Annotated in this window: 20 protein-coding genes and 1 pseudogene; 6 read left to right on the top strand and 15 right to left on the bottom strand. The window is 69.7% G+C overall.

Annotated features, from left to right (window positions below):
• The first annotated feature begins 97 nt into the window (after positions 1-97).
• From ACN675_RS17515 to ACN675_RS17505, 3 genes are read left to right on the top strand one after another with little or no spacing between them, the layout of a single operon-like run.
• Positions 98-397, top strand: a complete 300-nt coding sequence (locus ACN675_RS17515; protein WP_420752049.1) for a DUF3349 domain-containing protein — start codon at positions 98-100, stop codon at positions 395-397.
• Entirely contained in the window at positions 394-1,542 is a 1,149-nt protein-coding gene (gene menE, locus ACN675_RS17510; protein ID WP_420752048.1) for an o-succinylbenzoate--CoA ligase, read from the top strand. Before ACN675_RS17515 ends, menE begins: the two co-directional genes overlap by 4 nt.
• Positions 1,543-1,570: 28 nt before the next feature.
• Positions 1,571-2,440 carry a 1,4-dihydroxy-2-naphthoate polyprenyltransferase gene (locus ACN675_RS17505; RefSeq protein WP_420752047.1) on the top strand — a complete coding sequence of 290 codons (870 nt, stop codon included), beginning with the start codon at positions 1,571-1,573 and terminating at the stop codon, positions 2,438-2,440.
• Positions 2,441-2,481: 41 nt separating this feature from the next.
• On the opposite strand, the gene ACN675_RS17500 is transcribed toward ACN675_RS17505, so the two are convergent.
• The 4 genes from ACN675_RS17500 to ACN675_RS17485 all read right to left on the bottom strand — a co-directional run bounded on the left by ACN675_RS17500 (position 2,482) and on the right by ACN675_RS17485 (position 4,296).
• A complete protein-coding gene (locus ACN675_RS17500) occupies positions 2,482-2,871 on the bottom strand; it encodes a phage holin family protein (protein WP_420752046.1) in 390 nt (129 codons plus the stop codon).
• Between the two features lie 53 nt (positions 2,872-2,924).
• The gene (locus ACN675_RS17495; protein ID WP_420752045.1) at positions 2,925-3,479 is read right to left on the bottom strand and encodes a Clp protease N-terminal domain-containing protein; all 555 of its coding nucleotides are present in this window, start codon (positions 3,477-3,479) and stop codon (positions 2,925-2,927) included.
• Positions 3,480-3,484: 5 nt separating this feature from the next.
• Positions 3,485-3,700 (bottom strand): HTH domain-containing protein, encoded by a 216-nt coding sequence (locus tag ACN675_RS17490; RefSeq protein WP_197250562.1) that lies wholly within the window; start codon positions 3,698-3,700, stop codon positions 3,485-3,487.
• A 95-nt stretch (positions 3,701-3,795) separates the two neighbouring features.
• Complete coding sequence (locus tag ACN675_RS17485) at positions 3,796-4,296, bottom strand: MarR family winged helix-turn-helix transcriptional regulator (RefSeq protein ID WP_420752044.1); 501 nt, start codon at positions 4,294-4,296, stop codon at positions 3,796-3,798.
• Positions 4,297-4,383: 87 nt separating this feature from the next.
• Between ACN675_RS17485 and ACN675_RS17480 the strand changes: the two genes are divergently transcribed.
• Positions 4,384-5,856: an MFS transporter gene (locus ACN675_RS17480; RefSeq protein WP_420752043.1), complete on the top strand. Its 1,473-nt coding sequence runs from the start codon at positions 4,384-4,386 to the stop codon at positions 5,854-5,856.
• A gap of 96 nt (positions 5,857-5,952) precedes the next feature.
• Here ACN675_RS17480 and ACN675_RS17475 read toward each other — a convergent pair whose 3' ends face one another.
• The 4 genes from ACN675_RS17475 to ACN675_RS17460 all read right to left on the bottom strand — a co-directional run bounded on the left by ACN675_RS17475 (position 5,953) and on the right by ACN675_RS17460 (position 8,807).
• The gene (locus ACN675_RS17475) at positions 5,953-6,453 is read right to left on the bottom strand and encodes an NUDIX domain-containing protein (RefSeq protein WP_420752042.1); all 501 of its coding nucleotides are present in this window, start codon (positions 6,451-6,453) and stop codon (positions 5,953-5,955) included.
• Between the two features lie 59 nt (positions 6,454-6,512).
• Positions 6,513-7,250, bottom strand: a complete 738-nt coding sequence (locus tag ACN675_RS17470; RefSeq protein WP_420752041.1) for a lysophospholipid acyltransferase family protein — start codon at positions 7,248-7,250, stop codon at positions 6,513-6,515.
• A gap of 121 nt (positions 7,251-7,371) precedes the next feature.
• A complete protein-coding gene (locus tag ACN675_RS17465; protein ID WP_420752040.1) occupies positions 7,372-8,475 on the bottom strand; it encodes a PLP-dependent cysteine synthase family protein in 1,104 nt (367 codons plus the stop codon).
• On the bottom strand, positions 8,472-8,807 hold the full coding sequence (locus ACN675_RS17460) for a DUF4229 domain-containing protein (RefSeq protein ID WP_420752039.1): 336 nt from the start codon (positions 8,805-8,807) through the stop codon (positions 8,472-8,474). Before ACN675_RS17460 ends, ACN675_RS17465 begins: the two co-directional genes overlap by 4 nt.
• Positions 8,808-9,012: 205 nt before the next feature.
• Between ACN675_RS17460 and ACN675_RS17455 the strand changes: the two genes are divergently transcribed.
• Both ACN675_RS17455 and ACN675_RS17450 read left to right on the top strand, forming a co-directional pair.
• Positions 9,013-9,222: a BldC family transcriptional regulator gene (locus ACN675_RS17455; RefSeq protein WP_006935908.1), complete on the top strand. Its 210-nt coding sequence runs from the start codon at positions 9,013-9,015 to the stop codon at positions 9,220-9,222.
• Between the two features lie 191 nt (positions 9,223-9,413).
• Positions 9,414-9,614 (top strand): hypothetical protein, encoded by a 201-nt coding sequence (locus tag ACN675_RS17450; protein ID WP_420752038.1) that lies wholly within the window; start codon positions 9,414-9,416, stop codon positions 9,612-9,614.
• Here ACN675_RS17450 and ACN675_RS17445 read toward each other — a convergent pair.
• The 7 genes and pseudogenes from ACN675_RS17445 to ACN675_RS17415 form a co-directional block, all read right to left on the bottom strand.
• Positions 9,596-10,564, bottom strand: coding sequence for a MinD/ParA family ATP-binding protein (locus ACN675_RS17445; protein ID WP_420752037.1), 969 nt, complete (start codon positions 10,562-10,564; stop codon positions 9,596-9,598). The two genes, ACN675_RS17450 and ACN675_RS17445, sit on opposite strands and share 19 nt — an antisense overlap.
• A 54-nt stretch (positions 10,565-10,618) precedes the next feature.
• Entirely contained in the window at positions 10,619-11,587 is a 969-nt protein-coding gene (ccsB, locus tag ACN675_RS17440; RefSeq protein ID WP_420752036.1) for a c-type cytochrome biogenesis protein CcsB, read from the bottom strand.
• A complete protein-coding gene (resB, locus tag ACN675_RS17435; protein WP_420752035.1) occupies positions 11,584-13,242 on the bottom strand; it encodes a cytochrome c biogenesis protein ResB in 1,659 nt (552 codons plus the stop codon). The genes ccsB and resB overlap by 4 nt, the downstream gene beginning before the upstream one ends.
• Before the next feature lie 103 nt (positions 13,243-13,345).
• Complete coding sequence (locus tag ACN675_RS17430) at positions 13,346-14,206, bottom strand: cytochrome c biogenesis CcdA family protein (RefSeq protein ID WP_420752034.1); 861 nt, start codon at positions 14,204-14,206, stop codon at positions 13,346-13,348.
• Between the two features lie 14 nt (positions 14,207-14,220).
• Positions 14,221-14,826, bottom strand: coding sequence for a TlpA disulfide reductase family protein (locus ACN675_RS17425; protein ID WP_420752033.1), 606 nt, complete (start codon positions 14,824-14,826; stop codon positions 14,221-14,223).
• Positions 14,823-15,473: a histidine phosphatase family protein gene (locus ACN675_RS17420; protein WP_420752032.1), complete on the bottom strand. Its 651-nt coding sequence runs from the start codon at positions 15,471-15,473 to the stop codon at positions 14,823-14,825. The genes ACN675_RS17425 and ACN675_RS17420 overlap by 4 nt, the downstream gene beginning before the upstream one ends.
• A 59-nt stretch (positions 15,474-15,532) precedes the next feature.
• Positions 15,533-15,778 (bottom strand): annotated as a pseudogene (locus ACN675_RS17415) (aspartate aminotransferase family protein); the annotation flags it as partial.

Below are 15,778 nucleotides of genomic sequence, written 5' to 3'. Positions count from 1 at the left end.
ACCACACGAGCGGGAACCACACGACCGAGGACGAAACGGCCCAGGACGGCACGGCCGAGAAGGAAGAAGCCGCCCACGGACCGGCGCGAGGGGCGCCGTGATCTTGCCTCCGTTCCTCTCCTCGATCATCGAATGGCTCCGCGCCGGCTACCCCGAAGGGGTGCCGGAGCAGGACTACGTTCCGCTGCTGGCGCTGCTCACCCGCCGCCTGTCCGAGGACGAGGTCGACCAGGTCGCCGATGCGCTGATCGAGGCCGGCGACCTGCCCATCACGAAGACCGACATCGCGGTACTCATCACGAAGGTGACCAACGAGATGCCGCTCGACCGGGACGTGGACCGGGTCCGGAAGCATCTGGAGGCCGGGGGCTGGCCCCTCACCGGACGCGACCTGTGAGTGACGTCCTCGAAGTCCTGCCGGTCCCGCCGGGTCGGGACGTCGTCGCGATACTTCCTGCGCTGCGCCGCATGCTCGACGGTGGCGGTCCCGCCCTGCTGCCCGTGCCCGCCGCGGACGAGCGCGAGATCCGCCGCCTGACCGATGCGCTGCACCCCGGCGAACCGATCGACGACGGCATCGGGCTGGTGATGGCGACGTCCGGCACCACCGGGACCCCGAAGGGCGCCCAGCTGACGGCAGCAGCCCTGCGCGCCAGCGGGGACGCCACCCACGAGCGGATCGGCGGAACCGGATCGTGGCTTCTCGCGCTGCCCGCTCATCACATCGCAGGGATGCAGGTGCTGTTGCGCAGCCTGCTGTCGGGCACCGACCCGGTGGTGGTGGACGTCGCGAACGGGTTCGATCCGGCAGCGCTTCCCGCGGCGGTCGCCGCGATGGACGGGCCGCGGCGGTACTCGTCGATGGTGCCGACCCAGCTGATCAAGACCCTCGAGCATCCGGACGCCACGCGCGCCGCGGCCCGACTCGACGCGATCCTGCTCGGCGGTGCCGCGACCCCGGCGCCGGTGCTGCGCCGCGCCCGCGAGGCCGGCATCACGGTCGTGCGCACCTACGGGATGAGCGAAACGTGCGGCGGTTGCGTGTACGACGGAGTGCCGTTGACCGGGGTGGACGTGCGGGTCGACGGCGAATCGCGGGTGTGGCTCGGTGGCGCGACCCTCGCGTCCGGGTACCGCGGCCTGCCCGACCATCCCGGGTTCGCCACTCCCGGCTGGTTCCGGACCGACGACGCCGGGATCCTCGACGACGGGGTGCTCCGCATCCTGGGCCGGCTCGACGAAGCCCTGTCGACGGGCGGGCTCACCGTCGTGCCGCAGGTCGTCGAAGCGGTCCTGATCGAGCATCCGTCGGTGCGGGAGGTCGCGGTGATCGGCCTGCCCGACGCCCGCCTCGGGCAGCGCGTGGCCGCCGTCGTGGTCGCGGCACCCGGGTGCTCCCCCGCTCTCGACGAGTTGCGCGACCACGTCGCCGCGACACTCGACCGCACCGCCGCCCCGCGCGAACTCCACGTCGTCGACGCCCTGCCGCTGCGGGGTCCGGGCAAGGTCGATCGCCGCGCGCTCGTCGCCCGGTTCTCCTGACCCCCGGGCAGGGTGCAAAGATCGATCCATGGCAACCGCAGGTCAATGGCTCGAAGGCGCCCGCCCGCGCACCCTCCCCAATGCGATCGCTCCGGTTGTCGCCGGTACCGGCGCCGCCGCCGCGATCGACGGTGGGGTGTGGTGGAAGGCTCTGCTGGCGTTGTGCGTCGCGTTGCCCCTCGTCATCGGTGTGAACTTCGCGAACGACTATTCGGACGGCATCCGCGGTACCGACGACGATCGTGTCGGTCCGTTGCGCCTGGTGGGTTCGGGTCTGGCCTCACCGGCGAGCGTCAAGCGCGCGGCGTTCGTGTGCTTCGGGGTCGGCGCGGTCGCGGGCATCGTGCTGGCGGCGACGAGCGCGTGGTGGCTGATCCTCGTCGGCGCGGTGTGCATCGTCGGCGCCTGGTACTACACCGGTGGCCGCAACCCGTACGGCTATGCCGGCTTCGGTGAGGTCGCGGTGTTCGTGTTCTTCGGTCTCGTCGCGGTGCTCGGCACGCAGTTCGTGCAGGCCGGCCGGGTGACCTGGGCGGGCCTCGCGTGCGCGGTCGCGGTCGGGTCGTTGTCGACGGCGGTGCTGGTGACGAACAATCTCCGGGACATCCCGACCGACACGGTCAGCGGCAAGCGCACGCTGGCGGTGCGGCTCGGCGATCCGCGCACCCGCACGCTGCACCTGGTTCTGGTGGTGGTGCCGTTCGTGGCGTCCCTCGCGTTGGTCGCGGTGACACCGTGGGCCCTGGCGGGTCTGCTCGCCGTGCCGTTCGCCGTGCGTGCCCACGCCCCGGTCCGCGCCGGGGGTCTGGGCAAGAGCCTGATCCCGGCATTGCAGGATTCGGGGCTCGCCATGCTGGTGTGGGCCGTGGCGACCGCGCCGGCCCTCGCGTTCGGCTGAGCATTCGGCTCGGCGTCCGGCGGGGCTCGGCGCGGCGCCGGTCAGTCGCCGGGAACGAACGCGCCGAGCACGAGGTTGACGATGGAGATGATCAGGGCGCCCCACACGGCCGCCCAGAATCCGCTCAGGGTCAGGCCGTAGTCGGTGAACGAGCTGATCCAGGAGGTCAGCCACAGCATCAACGCATTGATGACCAGGGTGAACAGTCCGAGGGTCAGGATCAGCAGCGGCAGCGACAGCAGTTTGACGAACGGCTTCACGAGGGCGTTGACGATCGTGAAGATCACGGCGAGCACCAGCAGAGCCAGAATGGTGCGGCCGGTGAGCCCGTCCTCGCCTTCCATCGCGCCGATCCGGACGCCGTCGATGAGCGTGGCAGCGAGCCACAGCCCGATGGCGTTGATGACCAATCGCAGGATCAGTGATGTCATACCGCCACTGTTACACACGTCGGCCGCTGTGGCGGGTGGGACCGGCGGGGCGATCAGGCGGCGCGGTCGAGACGCGCGGCCAGCAGTTGCCGCAGGTCTCCGCGCGTGATGTGGTTTTCTATCAGCCCGAGCGCGGTCGGGTCGTCGGAGCGCAGGATACCGAGTAGCAGGTGTTCGGCGGCGATGGATCGTTCACGCCGGGCGATGGCTTCGCGCAGGGCCAGCTCCAGCGATTTCTTGGCGCCGCGGGCGAAGGGAATGTGTCCCCAACGGCCCGGACGCCCGGCGGCGGTCGATCGGCGGTCGAGGATTCCCTCCCCGAAGCTGCTCTCGAGTCGTTCGCGGATGGCGTCGAGATCGATACCGATGCTTTCGAGGGCGTCGGCATCGTCGGGCCCGAGCACGCCGGCGGCGGCTTCGAGGTCGGCGAAGACGGCGTCGCCGGTGAGTCCGACACCGGCCAGTTGCGCGCGCAGCGATCGGTCGGCGGTCGCGAGCACTCCGAGCAGGAGGTGCTCCGGGCGGATTTCGGTCGCGCCGAGCGCTCGTGCCTGCGCCTGGGCGTCGACGACAGCGGCGCGGGCACTGTCGGTGAATCGTTCGAACATCGCGCTCACCTGCGCTTCCGGTTGTACTTCTGGTGGACGGCCTGCCGGCTCACCTCGAGTTCGTCGGCGATGGCCTGCCAGGACCAGCCCTGGGTGCGGGCGTTCTCGACCTGGATCTCTTCGAGTCGTTCGAGCAACCGCCGCAGCGCACGTACGGCCCGCAGCCCCTCGGCGGGATCCGGGCTGGCAGCGGATGCGGCGAGCGCCGTTGCTTCACTCATGTTGTCAATCTAGGTTGACAACCCCACCGTGTCAATAAATGTTGACGATTCGTTGCAGGTTCCGCCCCTGCAGAACTCGGATGAACGTCGCCCGGTCACCCGGAGACGGCATCGCCGGAACGGTCACCCTCGCACTGCACCTGCCGCTCGGCGGCGTCGGCATAGGCCTCGGCGAAGACTTCGAGATTCCGGACGAAGTCGTCCCGCTCGTCCACCGGGAGCGCGTCCAGGCCTGCCGCGAAGATCGTCATCTTGCGTGCGAGCTCGGCTTCGAACATGCTCCGGCCTTCGGACGTGGCCTTCAGGGTCTTGGCCCCGCCGGCGGGATGGTCGAGGCGCTCGACCAGGCCGCGGGCCAGGGCGGCGTGGACCTGCCGGTTCACCGTGGACTGTTCCAGCCCGAGAGCCTCGGCCACCTGCCGCATCGTCTGCGGCCCCTGCGAGGTGAGCAACCACAGTAGGCGGTTGTCGGCAGCGTTGAGCTGGTTCAGGGATTGCGAGGCGCGTTGCCCTCGTTCGAAGCGCGCGGTCGCCACGACGAGTGCCCATTCGCGCATCGCGCGCACCGACTCGATCAGGCTTGTGATGCGAACCACCCCAACTCGATTACTTCTCCACACGCGGACGTGTGTATTCTACACACCTAAATATGTAACTTACATATCTCCTTACGTCAGGAACTCATGGACACCACCGCCGCGAAAAGCGCGCCGGCAGCGCTCATTTCATCGAGCCGCGCTACCGCTGTCATCATCACCTTGTGCTTCGGCTCCCTGGCCGGAGCACTCATGCAGTCGCTCGTCATCCCGATCCAGTCCGAGCTGCCCGAACTGCTGGACACCACGGTCGCCAACGCGTCGTGGGCGATCACCGCCACCTTGTTGGCCGCCGGCGTCTCGATGCCGGTCACCGGACGACTCGCCGACATGTACGGCAAGAAGCGCGTCATGGTCGGCTCTGCCGCGGTGCTCGTCGTCGCCTCGCTCCTGTGCGCCGTCGGCACCGGCCTGGTGCCGTTCCTCGTCGGTCGTGCCCTGCAGGGTGTCTCGATGGGCTACATCCCTGTCGCCATCTCGGCCGTCCGCGCGCTCGCCCCGAAGGAGAAGCAGGCCACCGCGGTCGCGACCGTCTCCGCCACACTGGGAGTCGGCGGCGCCATCGGCCTGCCGCTGTCGGCGTGGATCGCCCAGACCTTCGACTGGCACGCCCTGTTCTACGTCTCCACCGTCCTGGCGTTCGTCGTCCTCGTGGCCACCGCGCTTGTCGTCCCGGCCACCGCGGACACCCACCCGGCCCGGCTGGACCTCGTCGGCCTCGTGCTCATGGCCGTCGGCCTCGTCTCGCTGCTCGTCGGCGTATCGAAGGGCTCCACCTGGGGCTGGAACAGCGGCACCACCTGGGCCTGCATCGTGGGCGGCATCGTCGTCCTGGTGATCTTCGGCCTGTTCGAGCTGCGCCATCACGATCCGCTGGTCGACGTGCGCACCATGGGCCGCCGCCCGGTGTTCTTCACCAACATCGCCGCCATCCTGATCGGCTTCGGCATGATGGCGTCCTCGATCGTCGTGCCCCAACTTCTGCAGATGGACGAGCGCACCGGCTACGGCCTCGGGCAGACGATCCTGGAAGCCGGCCTGTGGATGTTCCCCGGCGGCCTGATGATGATGATCTTCGCCCCGATCTCCGCGCGGCTGATCAACGCCATCGGTGCCCGCCTCACCCTGGCCATCGGTGCCACCGTCGTGGCCTGCGGCTACGTCTTCGGCGCCGTCATGATGGACGCGCCGTGGAAACTGATGGTCAGCGTCGTCATCTCCTCCGCCGGTGTCGGCATCGGCTACGCCGCCTTCCCGACCCTCATCATGGACAACGTCCCGGTGGAAGAGGCCGGGTCCAGCGTGGGCGTCAACTCGCTCATGCGCTCGGTCGGTACCACCGTGGCCGGCGCCGTCATGGCAGCCGTGCTCACCAGTAAGACCATGGACCTGGGTGGCCACTCGATCCCGACCGAGTCCGCGTTCCACCTCTGCCTCTTCGTCGGTGCGGGCGCCGCCCTGGCCGGCGCCCTGGTCGCGCTGCTCGTCCCGGCCCGCACCGAGCAGGCTCCGGTCCAGCCGAGCGCCCCGGATCGGGAGGCCGTTCCGGCCAACGCCTGACCCCGCTGGGTCGTCCGCCGACGGTACGCACCACCATGGCCCGGACGGGCGCCTCGCTCACCCCTCGAACAGGGGCAGCGGGGCGTCCGTCGCGTATCAGCCGGTCCGGTACACCCGGCCGGCTGCATCGAGATACTCCCGGAGTGCCCCCAATATCGGCCGCTGCCCCTTCACCAGCGCCGACTCCGCAACGGGCAACGTGACCCAGCGGGCGTCGTCGACCTCGGGAAACTCCTGCGTCCGCCCCGACCGCGGCGGCCACTCGAGTTCGAACGTGTTGCTGCGCACGAACGCGAAGCCCCCAGCAACGTCGTCGGCTTCGCCCACGTACACGGTGACGACCTTGCCGGACGGCTGCCGGAACCTTCCCAGGAGCGACGTCGACACCTGCGGTGCCGGGAAGCCGCACTCCTCCTCGAATTCGCGCAGCGCCACGACCAGGGGATCCTCGTCCGCGGTGTACTCCCCCTTCGGGATCGACCACGCGGCCTCGTCCTTCCCTTTCCAGAACGGACCGCCGGGATGAACGAGCCACACGGTGAGCAGGTCCGACGGATCGATGCGGTACAGCAGCAGACCCGCGCTCGTCACCGCCATCGGCCGTCCCTCCCCGACTCCGTGTTGATACCGTGCGATGTGGATATCGTGCGGCGGCGTCAATAACGTGCGACGGCGCCGTCGACCGCGTGCTGCAGTTCCTCCGCGACCCGGTGGGTGATCTCCCGCGGAGTTCCGGTGAGCCCGAGTACCGGCAGGGTGATGAAGACGCTCGCGGGTTTCCCGGGGTCGTTGTCCGGTCCGTAGCAGATGCCGACGGTCACCAGCGCCGGCTTCGCACCGAGCGCGTCGGCGCGTCGCACGATGTGGCCGATGCCGCTGCCCATTGCCTGCACCCGGGCGGGGTCGACGGTGTTGCACGTTCCCTCCGGGAAGATCGCCAGCGAATCACCCCTGCTCAGACGCAACGCAGCGACGTCCATCATCTGACGGCCCGCCTCGGCGGCGGCCCGCACGCCGTAGTTCTTCGCGCGGAACACCGGGATGCCGCCCATCATGTCCACCTCGCGGCGCTGCCGCGGCTTGCGGAACAGCTCGTCCTTCGCCAGCACCCTGGTGCGGCCGATCAGCGTGCGCAGCGGAGACCGCCATGCGGTGGCGGCCAGCGTGTACTGGTCGCTGTAGGTGAGGTGATTCGCGACGATCAGCAGAGGCGTGCCGTCGGCGATCACCGCGCGCAGCGCGTCGCGGGCCCCGCCTCGGTAGTTGACGCGCGGCCGGTAGCGGGCCGCGAGCATCGCGTAGGCGGCCAGGGCAGGCACGCGGGGCTGCCGGTGGTCGCGGTAGAAGTCGTATACGGCATCGGCGTTCGCCAGGGTCACCTCTGGGCGATCCATGCGTCCACGGTACGCGGCCGGGCCCCTCGGCCGTGTGCCTATGTGGCGGTCCCAGCCGCCATCAAGGCACACGGGCGGCGCAGCCGCCATCAAGGCACACGGGCGGCGCAGCCGCAGCGTGTCAGGGAGCCCAGGTCCCGGTCTTCGCAAATTGCTCGAGGGTGTCGGCCGGGCCGGTCAGATCCAGGCCTTCGGCCGCGACCCACTCGTCGGAGTAGTAGGTCTGCGCGTAGCGTTCCCCACCGTCGCACAGCAGGGTCACGACGCTGCCGCGGCGTCCCTCGGCGAGCATCTCGGCGACGAGCCCGAACGCACCCCACAGGTTGGTGCCGGTCGACCCGCCCACGCGCCGGCCGAGGACCTCGCTCGCGTGCCGTGCCGCGGCGATGGACGCGGCGTCGGGGACGCGGATCATCCGGTCGACGACCTGGCCGACGAACGACGGTTCGACGCGCGGCCGTCCGATGCCCTCGATGCGGGACGGCATCCCCGTCGTGTAGTCGGCCGATCCGGTGGCGTAGCCGCCGAAGAAGGCGGAGTTCTCCGGGTCGACGACCGCGAGCCGGCTGCGATGACGCTGGTACCGCAGGTAGCGGCCGATGGTGGCGCTTGTGCCGCCGGTGCCCGCGCCGACGACGATCCACTCCGGCACCGGATGTTCCTCGAGCTGCAGCTGCGCGAAGATCGACTGGGCGATGTTGTTGTTGCCACGCCAGTCGGTGGCGCGTTCGGCATGGGTGAACTGGTCCATGTAGTGGCCACCGAGCTCGGCGGCGAGGCGCTGGGCCTCGGTGTAGATCTCCGGTGGCCGGTCGATGTAGTGGCAGCGGCCGCCCTGCGCCTCGATCAGCGCGACCTTCGCGGCGCTGGTGCTGCGCGGGACCACCGCGACGAACTCCAGTCCCAGCAGGTTCGCGAAGTACGCCTCGCTGACCGCGGTCGATCCGGATGACGCCTCGACGATCGGGGTGTCCTCCCGGATCCAGCCGTTGCACAGCCCGTAGAGGAACAGCGACCGCGCGAGCCGGTGTTTGAGGCTGCCGGTGATGTGGGTCGACTCGTCCTTGAGGTAGAGCTGGATGCCCCAGTCCGCAGGCAGGGGGTACCGGAGCAGATGCGTGTCCGCGCTGCGCTGCGCGTCCGCCTCGATGAGCCGGATCGCGTTGTCGACCCAGTCCCGCGGCGCACTGTTGTCGACGACGACCGGCTCTCCGGGTTCGGTCACTTGCCGTCCCGGCCGCGCAGGCGGGCCTCGAGGTCGGCTCGTTCGGCGCGACGGCGGGCGTCGACGTCGGCGATGCCCGCGTTGACCCGCCGCCGCAGGGGCGCGAACAACACGAGCGACAGCGGCATCGCGATGAGGACCGCGAACAGGGCCGCGATGAGGAGCGGGATCTCGACCCCGAAGGCGCGCGGAACGTAGAGGATCACGACTGCGAGCACGAGAACCAGCAGCATCCGGGCGAGCGAGTACAGGACCACGTCGCGGGCGAGTGCTCCCTTGCCGGTGGCGGTCGGTCGGTCCTGGTCGGGGCGGTTGTCGGCTGCGTCGTTCACGCATCCAGGGTAACCGTCCACGGCGGCCCCGAATTTTCGTGCCGCATCCCCACTCCGGTACGGCATACAAAACGTCCGTTTTGTCTATTACTTCCGCTTTACCAACCGTAGACCGTTCGAGCAACCAGGGGTTTCGGTGTCAACATGGCTGGGAACAACCGATCGAATCACCCGATCACGACGAAACACCCGGAGGACTACAGCAATGAGTGCACCCGCTTTCAACGGCGCCAAGGAATCTCTGCTGACGCCCGGTCAGGTCGCCGCCCTCTTCCACGTGGATCCCAAGACCGTGACCCGGTGGGCCCACGCCGGCCGGTTGGGCTCCTTGCGGACCCCGGGCGGACATCGCCGCTTCCGGGAATCGGAGGTCCTGGCGTTGCTCCGCTCGCTCACCACCGAGGCGACCCGCTGACAGCGCCTCTACTCGACGCAACGCCGATAGTCGCATTCCGACCTTTCGGACGAACCCGGCACCTCGAGTCGCCGGGAGCGTCGGGGACGCCTGACCGTGTCACCGCTGGTCGGGGCGCATAGACTGGTGGAAGAGTCGCCCACGGCCCGGTCCGGACCGACAGGGGCGCGTCCACGGCAAGGAGGTGCATCGTGCTCTATCTGCTGGCATTCATCGGTGCGGTAACACTCGCGGTTCTGCTGTGGAAGGCGTTCGGTCCGGCAATGCACACGCCATCCGGACGCGCCCTCGGTCCGGACGACGATCCAGAATTCCTGTGGAAGGTCGATCGCGAGGTACACCGGCGCCGCACCGAAGGGCCGGCCGCCCCCGATCAGGACCCCGGCGACTGATTCCCCGACCGCCGCGGAAAATCCGCGGCCACATCCGCCGCGAGCCCCAGCAGCGCGCGGCGGGTGGATGCGTGCAGGCGATCGAGATCGATCTCGGCGCCCTCCTCGAGATGCGGATCGAAGGGCAGCACGTGGACCGCACGGCAGCGCTGCGCGAAGTGCCCGACGAGCCGATCGATATCGACCTTGCCCGACCGCGGCCGCACCGCGTTGACCACCGCCACCGACTCCGCGACCAGGTTCCGATAGCCATGCGCGTCGAGCCAGTCCAGCGTCGCGGAGGCACTGCGCGCGCCGTCGACCGAACCGGAACTCACGACGATCAGCGCGTCGGCGTTCTCGAGGATCGCGCGCATCGCCGAATGCATCAGCCCGGTTCCGCAGTCGGTGAGCACGATGCTGTAGAACCGCTCGAGCGTCGACAGGACCTGCTCGTAGTCCTGCGCGCTGAACGCCTCCGACACCGCCGGGTCGCTGTCGGAGGCGAGCACCTCGAGCCGGTGCCGGTTCTGGGAGGTGTAGGCGCGGACGTCGCCGTAGGTGCGCACGCGTGATTCGTCGCGCAGCAGGGTGCGCACGGTCGCCGGGGTCTCCGACGGCACCTTCTGGCTGAGCGTGCCCCGGTCCGGGTTCGCGTCGACCGCGATCACCCGGTCCCCGCGCAGGGCCGCGAACGTCGAGCCGAGCGTGACCGTCGTCGTGGTCTTGCCGACCCCGCCCTTGAGGCTGAGCAGCGCGATGCGGTAGCAGCCGTGCAGCGGCTGCCGGACCTGGTCGGCCAGCTCGACCCGGCTGCGGTCGCGGCCGTTCTCCCCGACGTTGATGCGACCGCCCGTACCCTGGTAGAGCGCGCGCCGCCAGCCCCGCGCCGGGGGTGGCGTCACCCGCCGCACCAGCAGCGACGCATCGAGATCCTGCGCCGACGGCCCCCGCTTCGTCCCGTCCGGCATCGCCCGTTCCCCCTGTTCTCGCCCCCACCAACGATCGCGGAGACGATAGCAGGATCAGGTCAGGCCGGCGTACGAGTGCAGACCGGACACCACCATGTTGATGATGAACAGGTTGAACAGCATGGCGACGAACCCGGCCACGTTGATCCAGGCCGCGCGGGTGTTGCGCCAACCGGACGTCGCGCGGGCGTGGAGGTACGCCGCGTAGACCACCCAGGTGATGAACGAGACGGTTTCCTTCGGATCCCAGCCCCAGAACCGGCCCCACGCGGCCTCGGCCCAGATCGCACCGAGGATGATGCCGGCACCGAACAGCGGGAAGGCGATGATCGTCGTGCGGTAGGCCAGGCGGTCGAGGGTCTGCGCGTCCGGCAGGCGCTGGGCGACGCGGCCGAGGACACCGCTCCCCTCGGCGTCCTTCGGGAATCGGATGCGCAGCAGGAACAGCAGGCTGGCGACACCGGAGACGAGGAAGATGCCGCTGCCGACACTGATGATCGTCACGTGGATCGGCAACCAGAACGAACGCAGAGCCGGCACGACGGGCGCGGCGTCCGCATAGAGGACGGTCGCGGCGAGGAACATCAGGATCAGCACCGGCACCAGCAGGTAGACCCACATGATGCGGTAGGCGGGCTTGCGCAGCGCCACCAGGCCGAACAGGACGGCGGCGGTACAGGCCATCGCCACGAACTCGTACATGTTGCCGAGCGGGAAACGCTCGGTGGCGAACCCGCGCAGCACGATCGAGGCGACCATCAGCGCGGCGACGACGACCACGAGGGCGCGACCCATGTTGCCGAGCCGCTCCGACAGCGTCCGGGTCGGCGGGCCGTCGACGCGGCCCGGGACCTGCGTTCCCCCGGAGGGGGCACCGGCGGTGACGAGTTCGCGTTCGGCGACCCGGTCGGCCCGGTGGGTCGCGTACTCGGCGACGAGCAGGACCAGGGCCAGCACCAGCACCGCGAATGCCGATTCGAAAGCCCAGTCGCTGTACCGTGCGATCGTCTCGTGAGCAATCATCTGTTCTTCTCCTCTGCCGAACCGGCAGCGTCGTGACCGAGCAGGCGCGCAACCAGACGGTCGAACTCGTCACCCCAGCCGGCCTGATCCGTACGGGCCAGACCACCGAGCTCTACTACGGTTTGTCGTTCGCCGCCTGTCACTGTACCGGCCGGATACACCCGGACCCAGACACGCCGCCGCTTGACCAGCAGCGACACGAGCAGTCCCGCCATCATCGCCAGCGCCGACACGAGCACCCACTGCTGCGCCGGGTCGTGCGAGACCTGCAGGTTCACGAAGTCGGTGGCGCCGTCGAAGCGGACCTGGGTGCCGTCCGCCAGCGTGGCGCTCTCGCCGGGACGCAGGTTCACCCGGTCCTGCTTGACCAGGCGACCCTGGTTGATCAGCTCGCCGTTGAGCGAGAACAACGACTGCGGGCTGCCGGTGTCGAGGCCGGCATCGCCCTTGTAGATGTCGATCGCGACGGCCGGATCCAGCATTTTCGGGAATGCCGACGACAGCAGCGACCCGTGCAGCGCGGCCGTCGGCGCGAACAGGCCCTCGATCGCTATCTGGTTCTTGCGGCGTTCGTCGGCGTCCGGGAACATGCCGCCCGGCGGGTCGAACCGCATCGCGCCGCTGCTCAGGAACGTCGTCGCGTCGTCCGGGGCGAACTGCAGCGTCTCGGTGCGGGTCTCGCCGTTCGGCCAGGTCACCGTGAACGTCGGCGCGAATCCGTGACCCTGCAGGTACACGCGGTCGCTGCCGACGCGCAGCGGATGGTTCACCTTCAGTTCGGCCTGCCGCCACGTGTTCGAGGTGATGTCGTCGCCGTACTGGTAGTCGATATTCGAGGTGAACATCTCGGCCTGGCCGTTGTCGAGGTAGTCCGCCTCGAAATCGTTCACCCGGATGCACATCGGGTTCAGACCGGTGCCGTCGAGGGTGACACCGGCACGGAACGAGTCGAACGACGCCGGGGAGGTCGTGCAGAACTCCTCCCCGTGCGCGATGAGGATCCGCTGCCCCTCGTATCCGAAGAGCTTGCCCATGGCGACGGTGAAGAGCAGGCCGACCAGGGAGATGTGGAAGACGAGGTTGCCGAACTCGCGCAGATAGCCCTTCTCGGCGGACAGGGTCAGCTCGCCGTCCTTCGCGCGCGGTCCCCCGGCACGTTCGGCGATGCGCCAGCCCTTCAGCTGCCCGCGGACCCGGGCGAGGACCTCCTCGGGGCTCCCGCCGACGGTCGTCTCGGCGTGGTGCGGCAGCCGGCCCAGGTTCCGCGGCGCCGCCACCGGGCGGGTGCGCAATGCCCGGAAGTGCTCGACGCAACGCGGCAGGATGCACCCGACGAGCGAGACGAACAGCAGCACGTAGATCGCCGTGAACCAGAAGCTGCCGAACACGTCGAACAGCTCGAGCTTGTCCATGAACGGTCCGAGGGTGGGCCGCGCCGCGATGTACTCGTCGACCTTGCCGGCGTTGAGGCTGCGCTGCGGCAGCAGGGCACCCGGGATGGCGGCGAGCGCGAGCAGGAACAGCAGCACCAGCGCCGTGCGCATCGACGTCAGCCCGCGCCAGGTGTTGCGCACGAACGCGACGGCGCGCCCTGCCGGACCCTGCCGAGGCGGCACCGGCTGCGGCGCGGTGGTCGGGGTGTCGGTCGCGGTCACCGGTGCCCTCCTGCCGGGGCACCGGGGTTGCCCGCGGGGACCATCTGATCGGGCTGCATGTACTGCCTCTCGAAACGTTCGGAACTTGTGGCGACCTCTGCCGTCAGATCGGCAGAGTCACCTCGGAGATGAAGGCGTCCCGCACCCAGGACACGAACATGTCCCACGCGCCGGTGACCAGGGCGACCCCCACGGCGACGAGCATGATGCCGCCGAAGATCTGCACGGTGCGGGCGTGCGACCGCAGCCAGCCGACCCCCCGCAACGCGCGCGCCGACCCCAGGGCCAGCACCACGAACGGCAGACCCAGCCCGAGGCAGTAGAAGACGATCAGGGCGACACCCCGCGCCGCCGTCGTGCCTTCGGTGCCGGCCGCCAGCGAGATCACCCCGGCCAGCGTCGGCCCCAGGCAGGGGGTCCAACCCAGCGCGAAGACGCCGCCGAGCAGCGGTGCACCCGCCAGGCTCGACAGACGGCGCGGCTCGGGCCGGGTGTCGCGCTGCAGCGCCGGGATCAGGCCCACGAACACCAGGCCCATGACGATGGTGACGACCCCGCCGACCCGCATCAGGACGTCACGGTTGACCGAGAGCAACGAGATCGCACCGAAGACGGACGCGGTCGCCAGGACGAACACCACGGTGAATCCGGCGACGAACAGCGCCGCGGCGCCGGCGACCCGCAACCGGCCGTCGCTGCGCAGCGTCGTCGTGCGGGCCTGCGCCTGCGTCTCGGTGACCGCCGGCGCTTCCGCACCGACGACCCCGGCCAGGTAGGACAGATAGCCGGGAACGAGCGGCACCACGCACGGCGACGCGAACGAGACGAGACCGGCGAGCAGGCACGCACCGGCGGCGACCAGCAGCGGCCCGCTCGCGGCCAGCGACTGGAAGGTGTCGCCCACACCGGACGCCAGCACCGTGTCGGCGCCGGTCGCGGTGAACGCTGCGGTACTCGTCGTCACTGCCGTACTCGACATCACTGCTGTCCGGCCGGTTCGGCGGCGATCCGCTCGACCACCGGCTGCAGGTCCTCGGCGAGCAGTTCGGTGAGGAACACCGCGGCGACGCGATGGTCGCGGTCGAGCACCACGGTCGTCGGCACCACCGAGGTCGGATAGTTGCGGCCCAGCGCGAGCAGCGACCGCATCGCCGGGTCGTAGATCGACGGATAGGCCACGTTGTTGTCGACGACGAAGTCCTGCGCCTTGTCACGCTGGTTGTCTCGGACGTTGATGCCGAGGAACTGCACGCCCAGGTCCTCGGTCGACTCGTACACCTGCTCGAGGTCCCCGACCTCGCTGCGGCAGGGAGCACACCACTGACCCCACACGTTGAGCACGACGACCTTGCCCTCGTAGTCGGCGAGCGAGAGCGTCTGCCCCTCGTTCATCAGGTCCTCACCGGACAGGGCGCCGAGGGTGCCCCGTTCGGACGGCGGATCGTAGAAGATGCGGGTCTGACCACCCGGGGAGACGAAATCGAACGTGCCGCCGGTGGCGACGGCGTCGTCTCCGGTCGCGCACGACGTCAGGGCCGCGACGCTGCACAGCAGCGCCGCGACGACCACGAAGATCCTTCTCATGCGCCGTGCACATTCGGGTCGGAGGCCCCGGCCGGCTCCGAGTACACGATGTCGACGAGGGTGTCCCCGTCGTACACCAGAGACGTCAGAGACGCGAGACTGCACTGCCGGTTCCGCGGGTCGTGCCACAGCCGCTCCCCTTCGAGGAATCGGCGCAGCGTCCACACCGGAAGCTGGTGGCTCACGCACACCGCCTCGCGGCCGACCGCGGCGACGCGCGCGGCGTTGACGGCGGCGAGCATGCGATGCGCGATCTGCAGGTAGGGCTCGCCCCACGAGGGGGTGAACGGGTCGCGCAGCTTCCACCAGTGCCGGGGACGGCTCAGCGCGCCGTCGCCCACCGCGACCTTCAGTCCCTCGAACTGGTTGCCCGCCTCGATGAGGTTGTCGTCCGTGAGGACCGGCAGTCCGTGCTTCTCGGCAATCGGCGCGGCGGTCTGCTGCGCGCGCTCGAGCGGGGACGCGACGACGTGCGCGATGTCGTGGTCGGCGAGCACCGCCGCCACCGACCGTGCCTGGGACTCACCGGTGACGGACAACCGGTAGCCCGGCAGCCGGCCGTAGAGGATGCCGGTGGGGTTGTGCACCTCGCCGTGCCGCAGCACGTGCACGATGGTGCGCTTCTCGGACGGGACGGTTTCGGTCACGTGGGTATTCCTCGCGTCGGGCGTCAGCGGATCGGGGATGGAGGCGGGGTCGGGGCGGGTCAGGGGGCGGTCGCCGCCGCGGCGGCCTTCGCGGCGTGCGGCAGGGCGTCGGCGATACGCGAGAAGGCGTCGTCGTCGAGGGCGGACGAGACGAACCAGGTCTCGAAAGCGCTCGGCGGGGCGTACACGCCGTGCTCGAGCAGGGCGTGGAAGAACGCCGGGAAACGCCAGGTCTGCGCGGCCTTCGCCTCGTCGTAGTTCGTCACCGGTGCGTCGGTGAAGAAGACGCTGAGGAGGGTGCCGGC

The sequence above is a fragment of the Rhodococcus sp. O3 genome (assembly GCF_048897285.1).
In the GTDB taxonomy this organism is placed as follows: Bacteria; Actinomycetota; Actinomycetes; order Mycobacteriales; family Mycobacteriaceae; genus Rhodococcus.
This window is presented reverse-complemented; position numbering and strand designations above follow the sequence as displayed.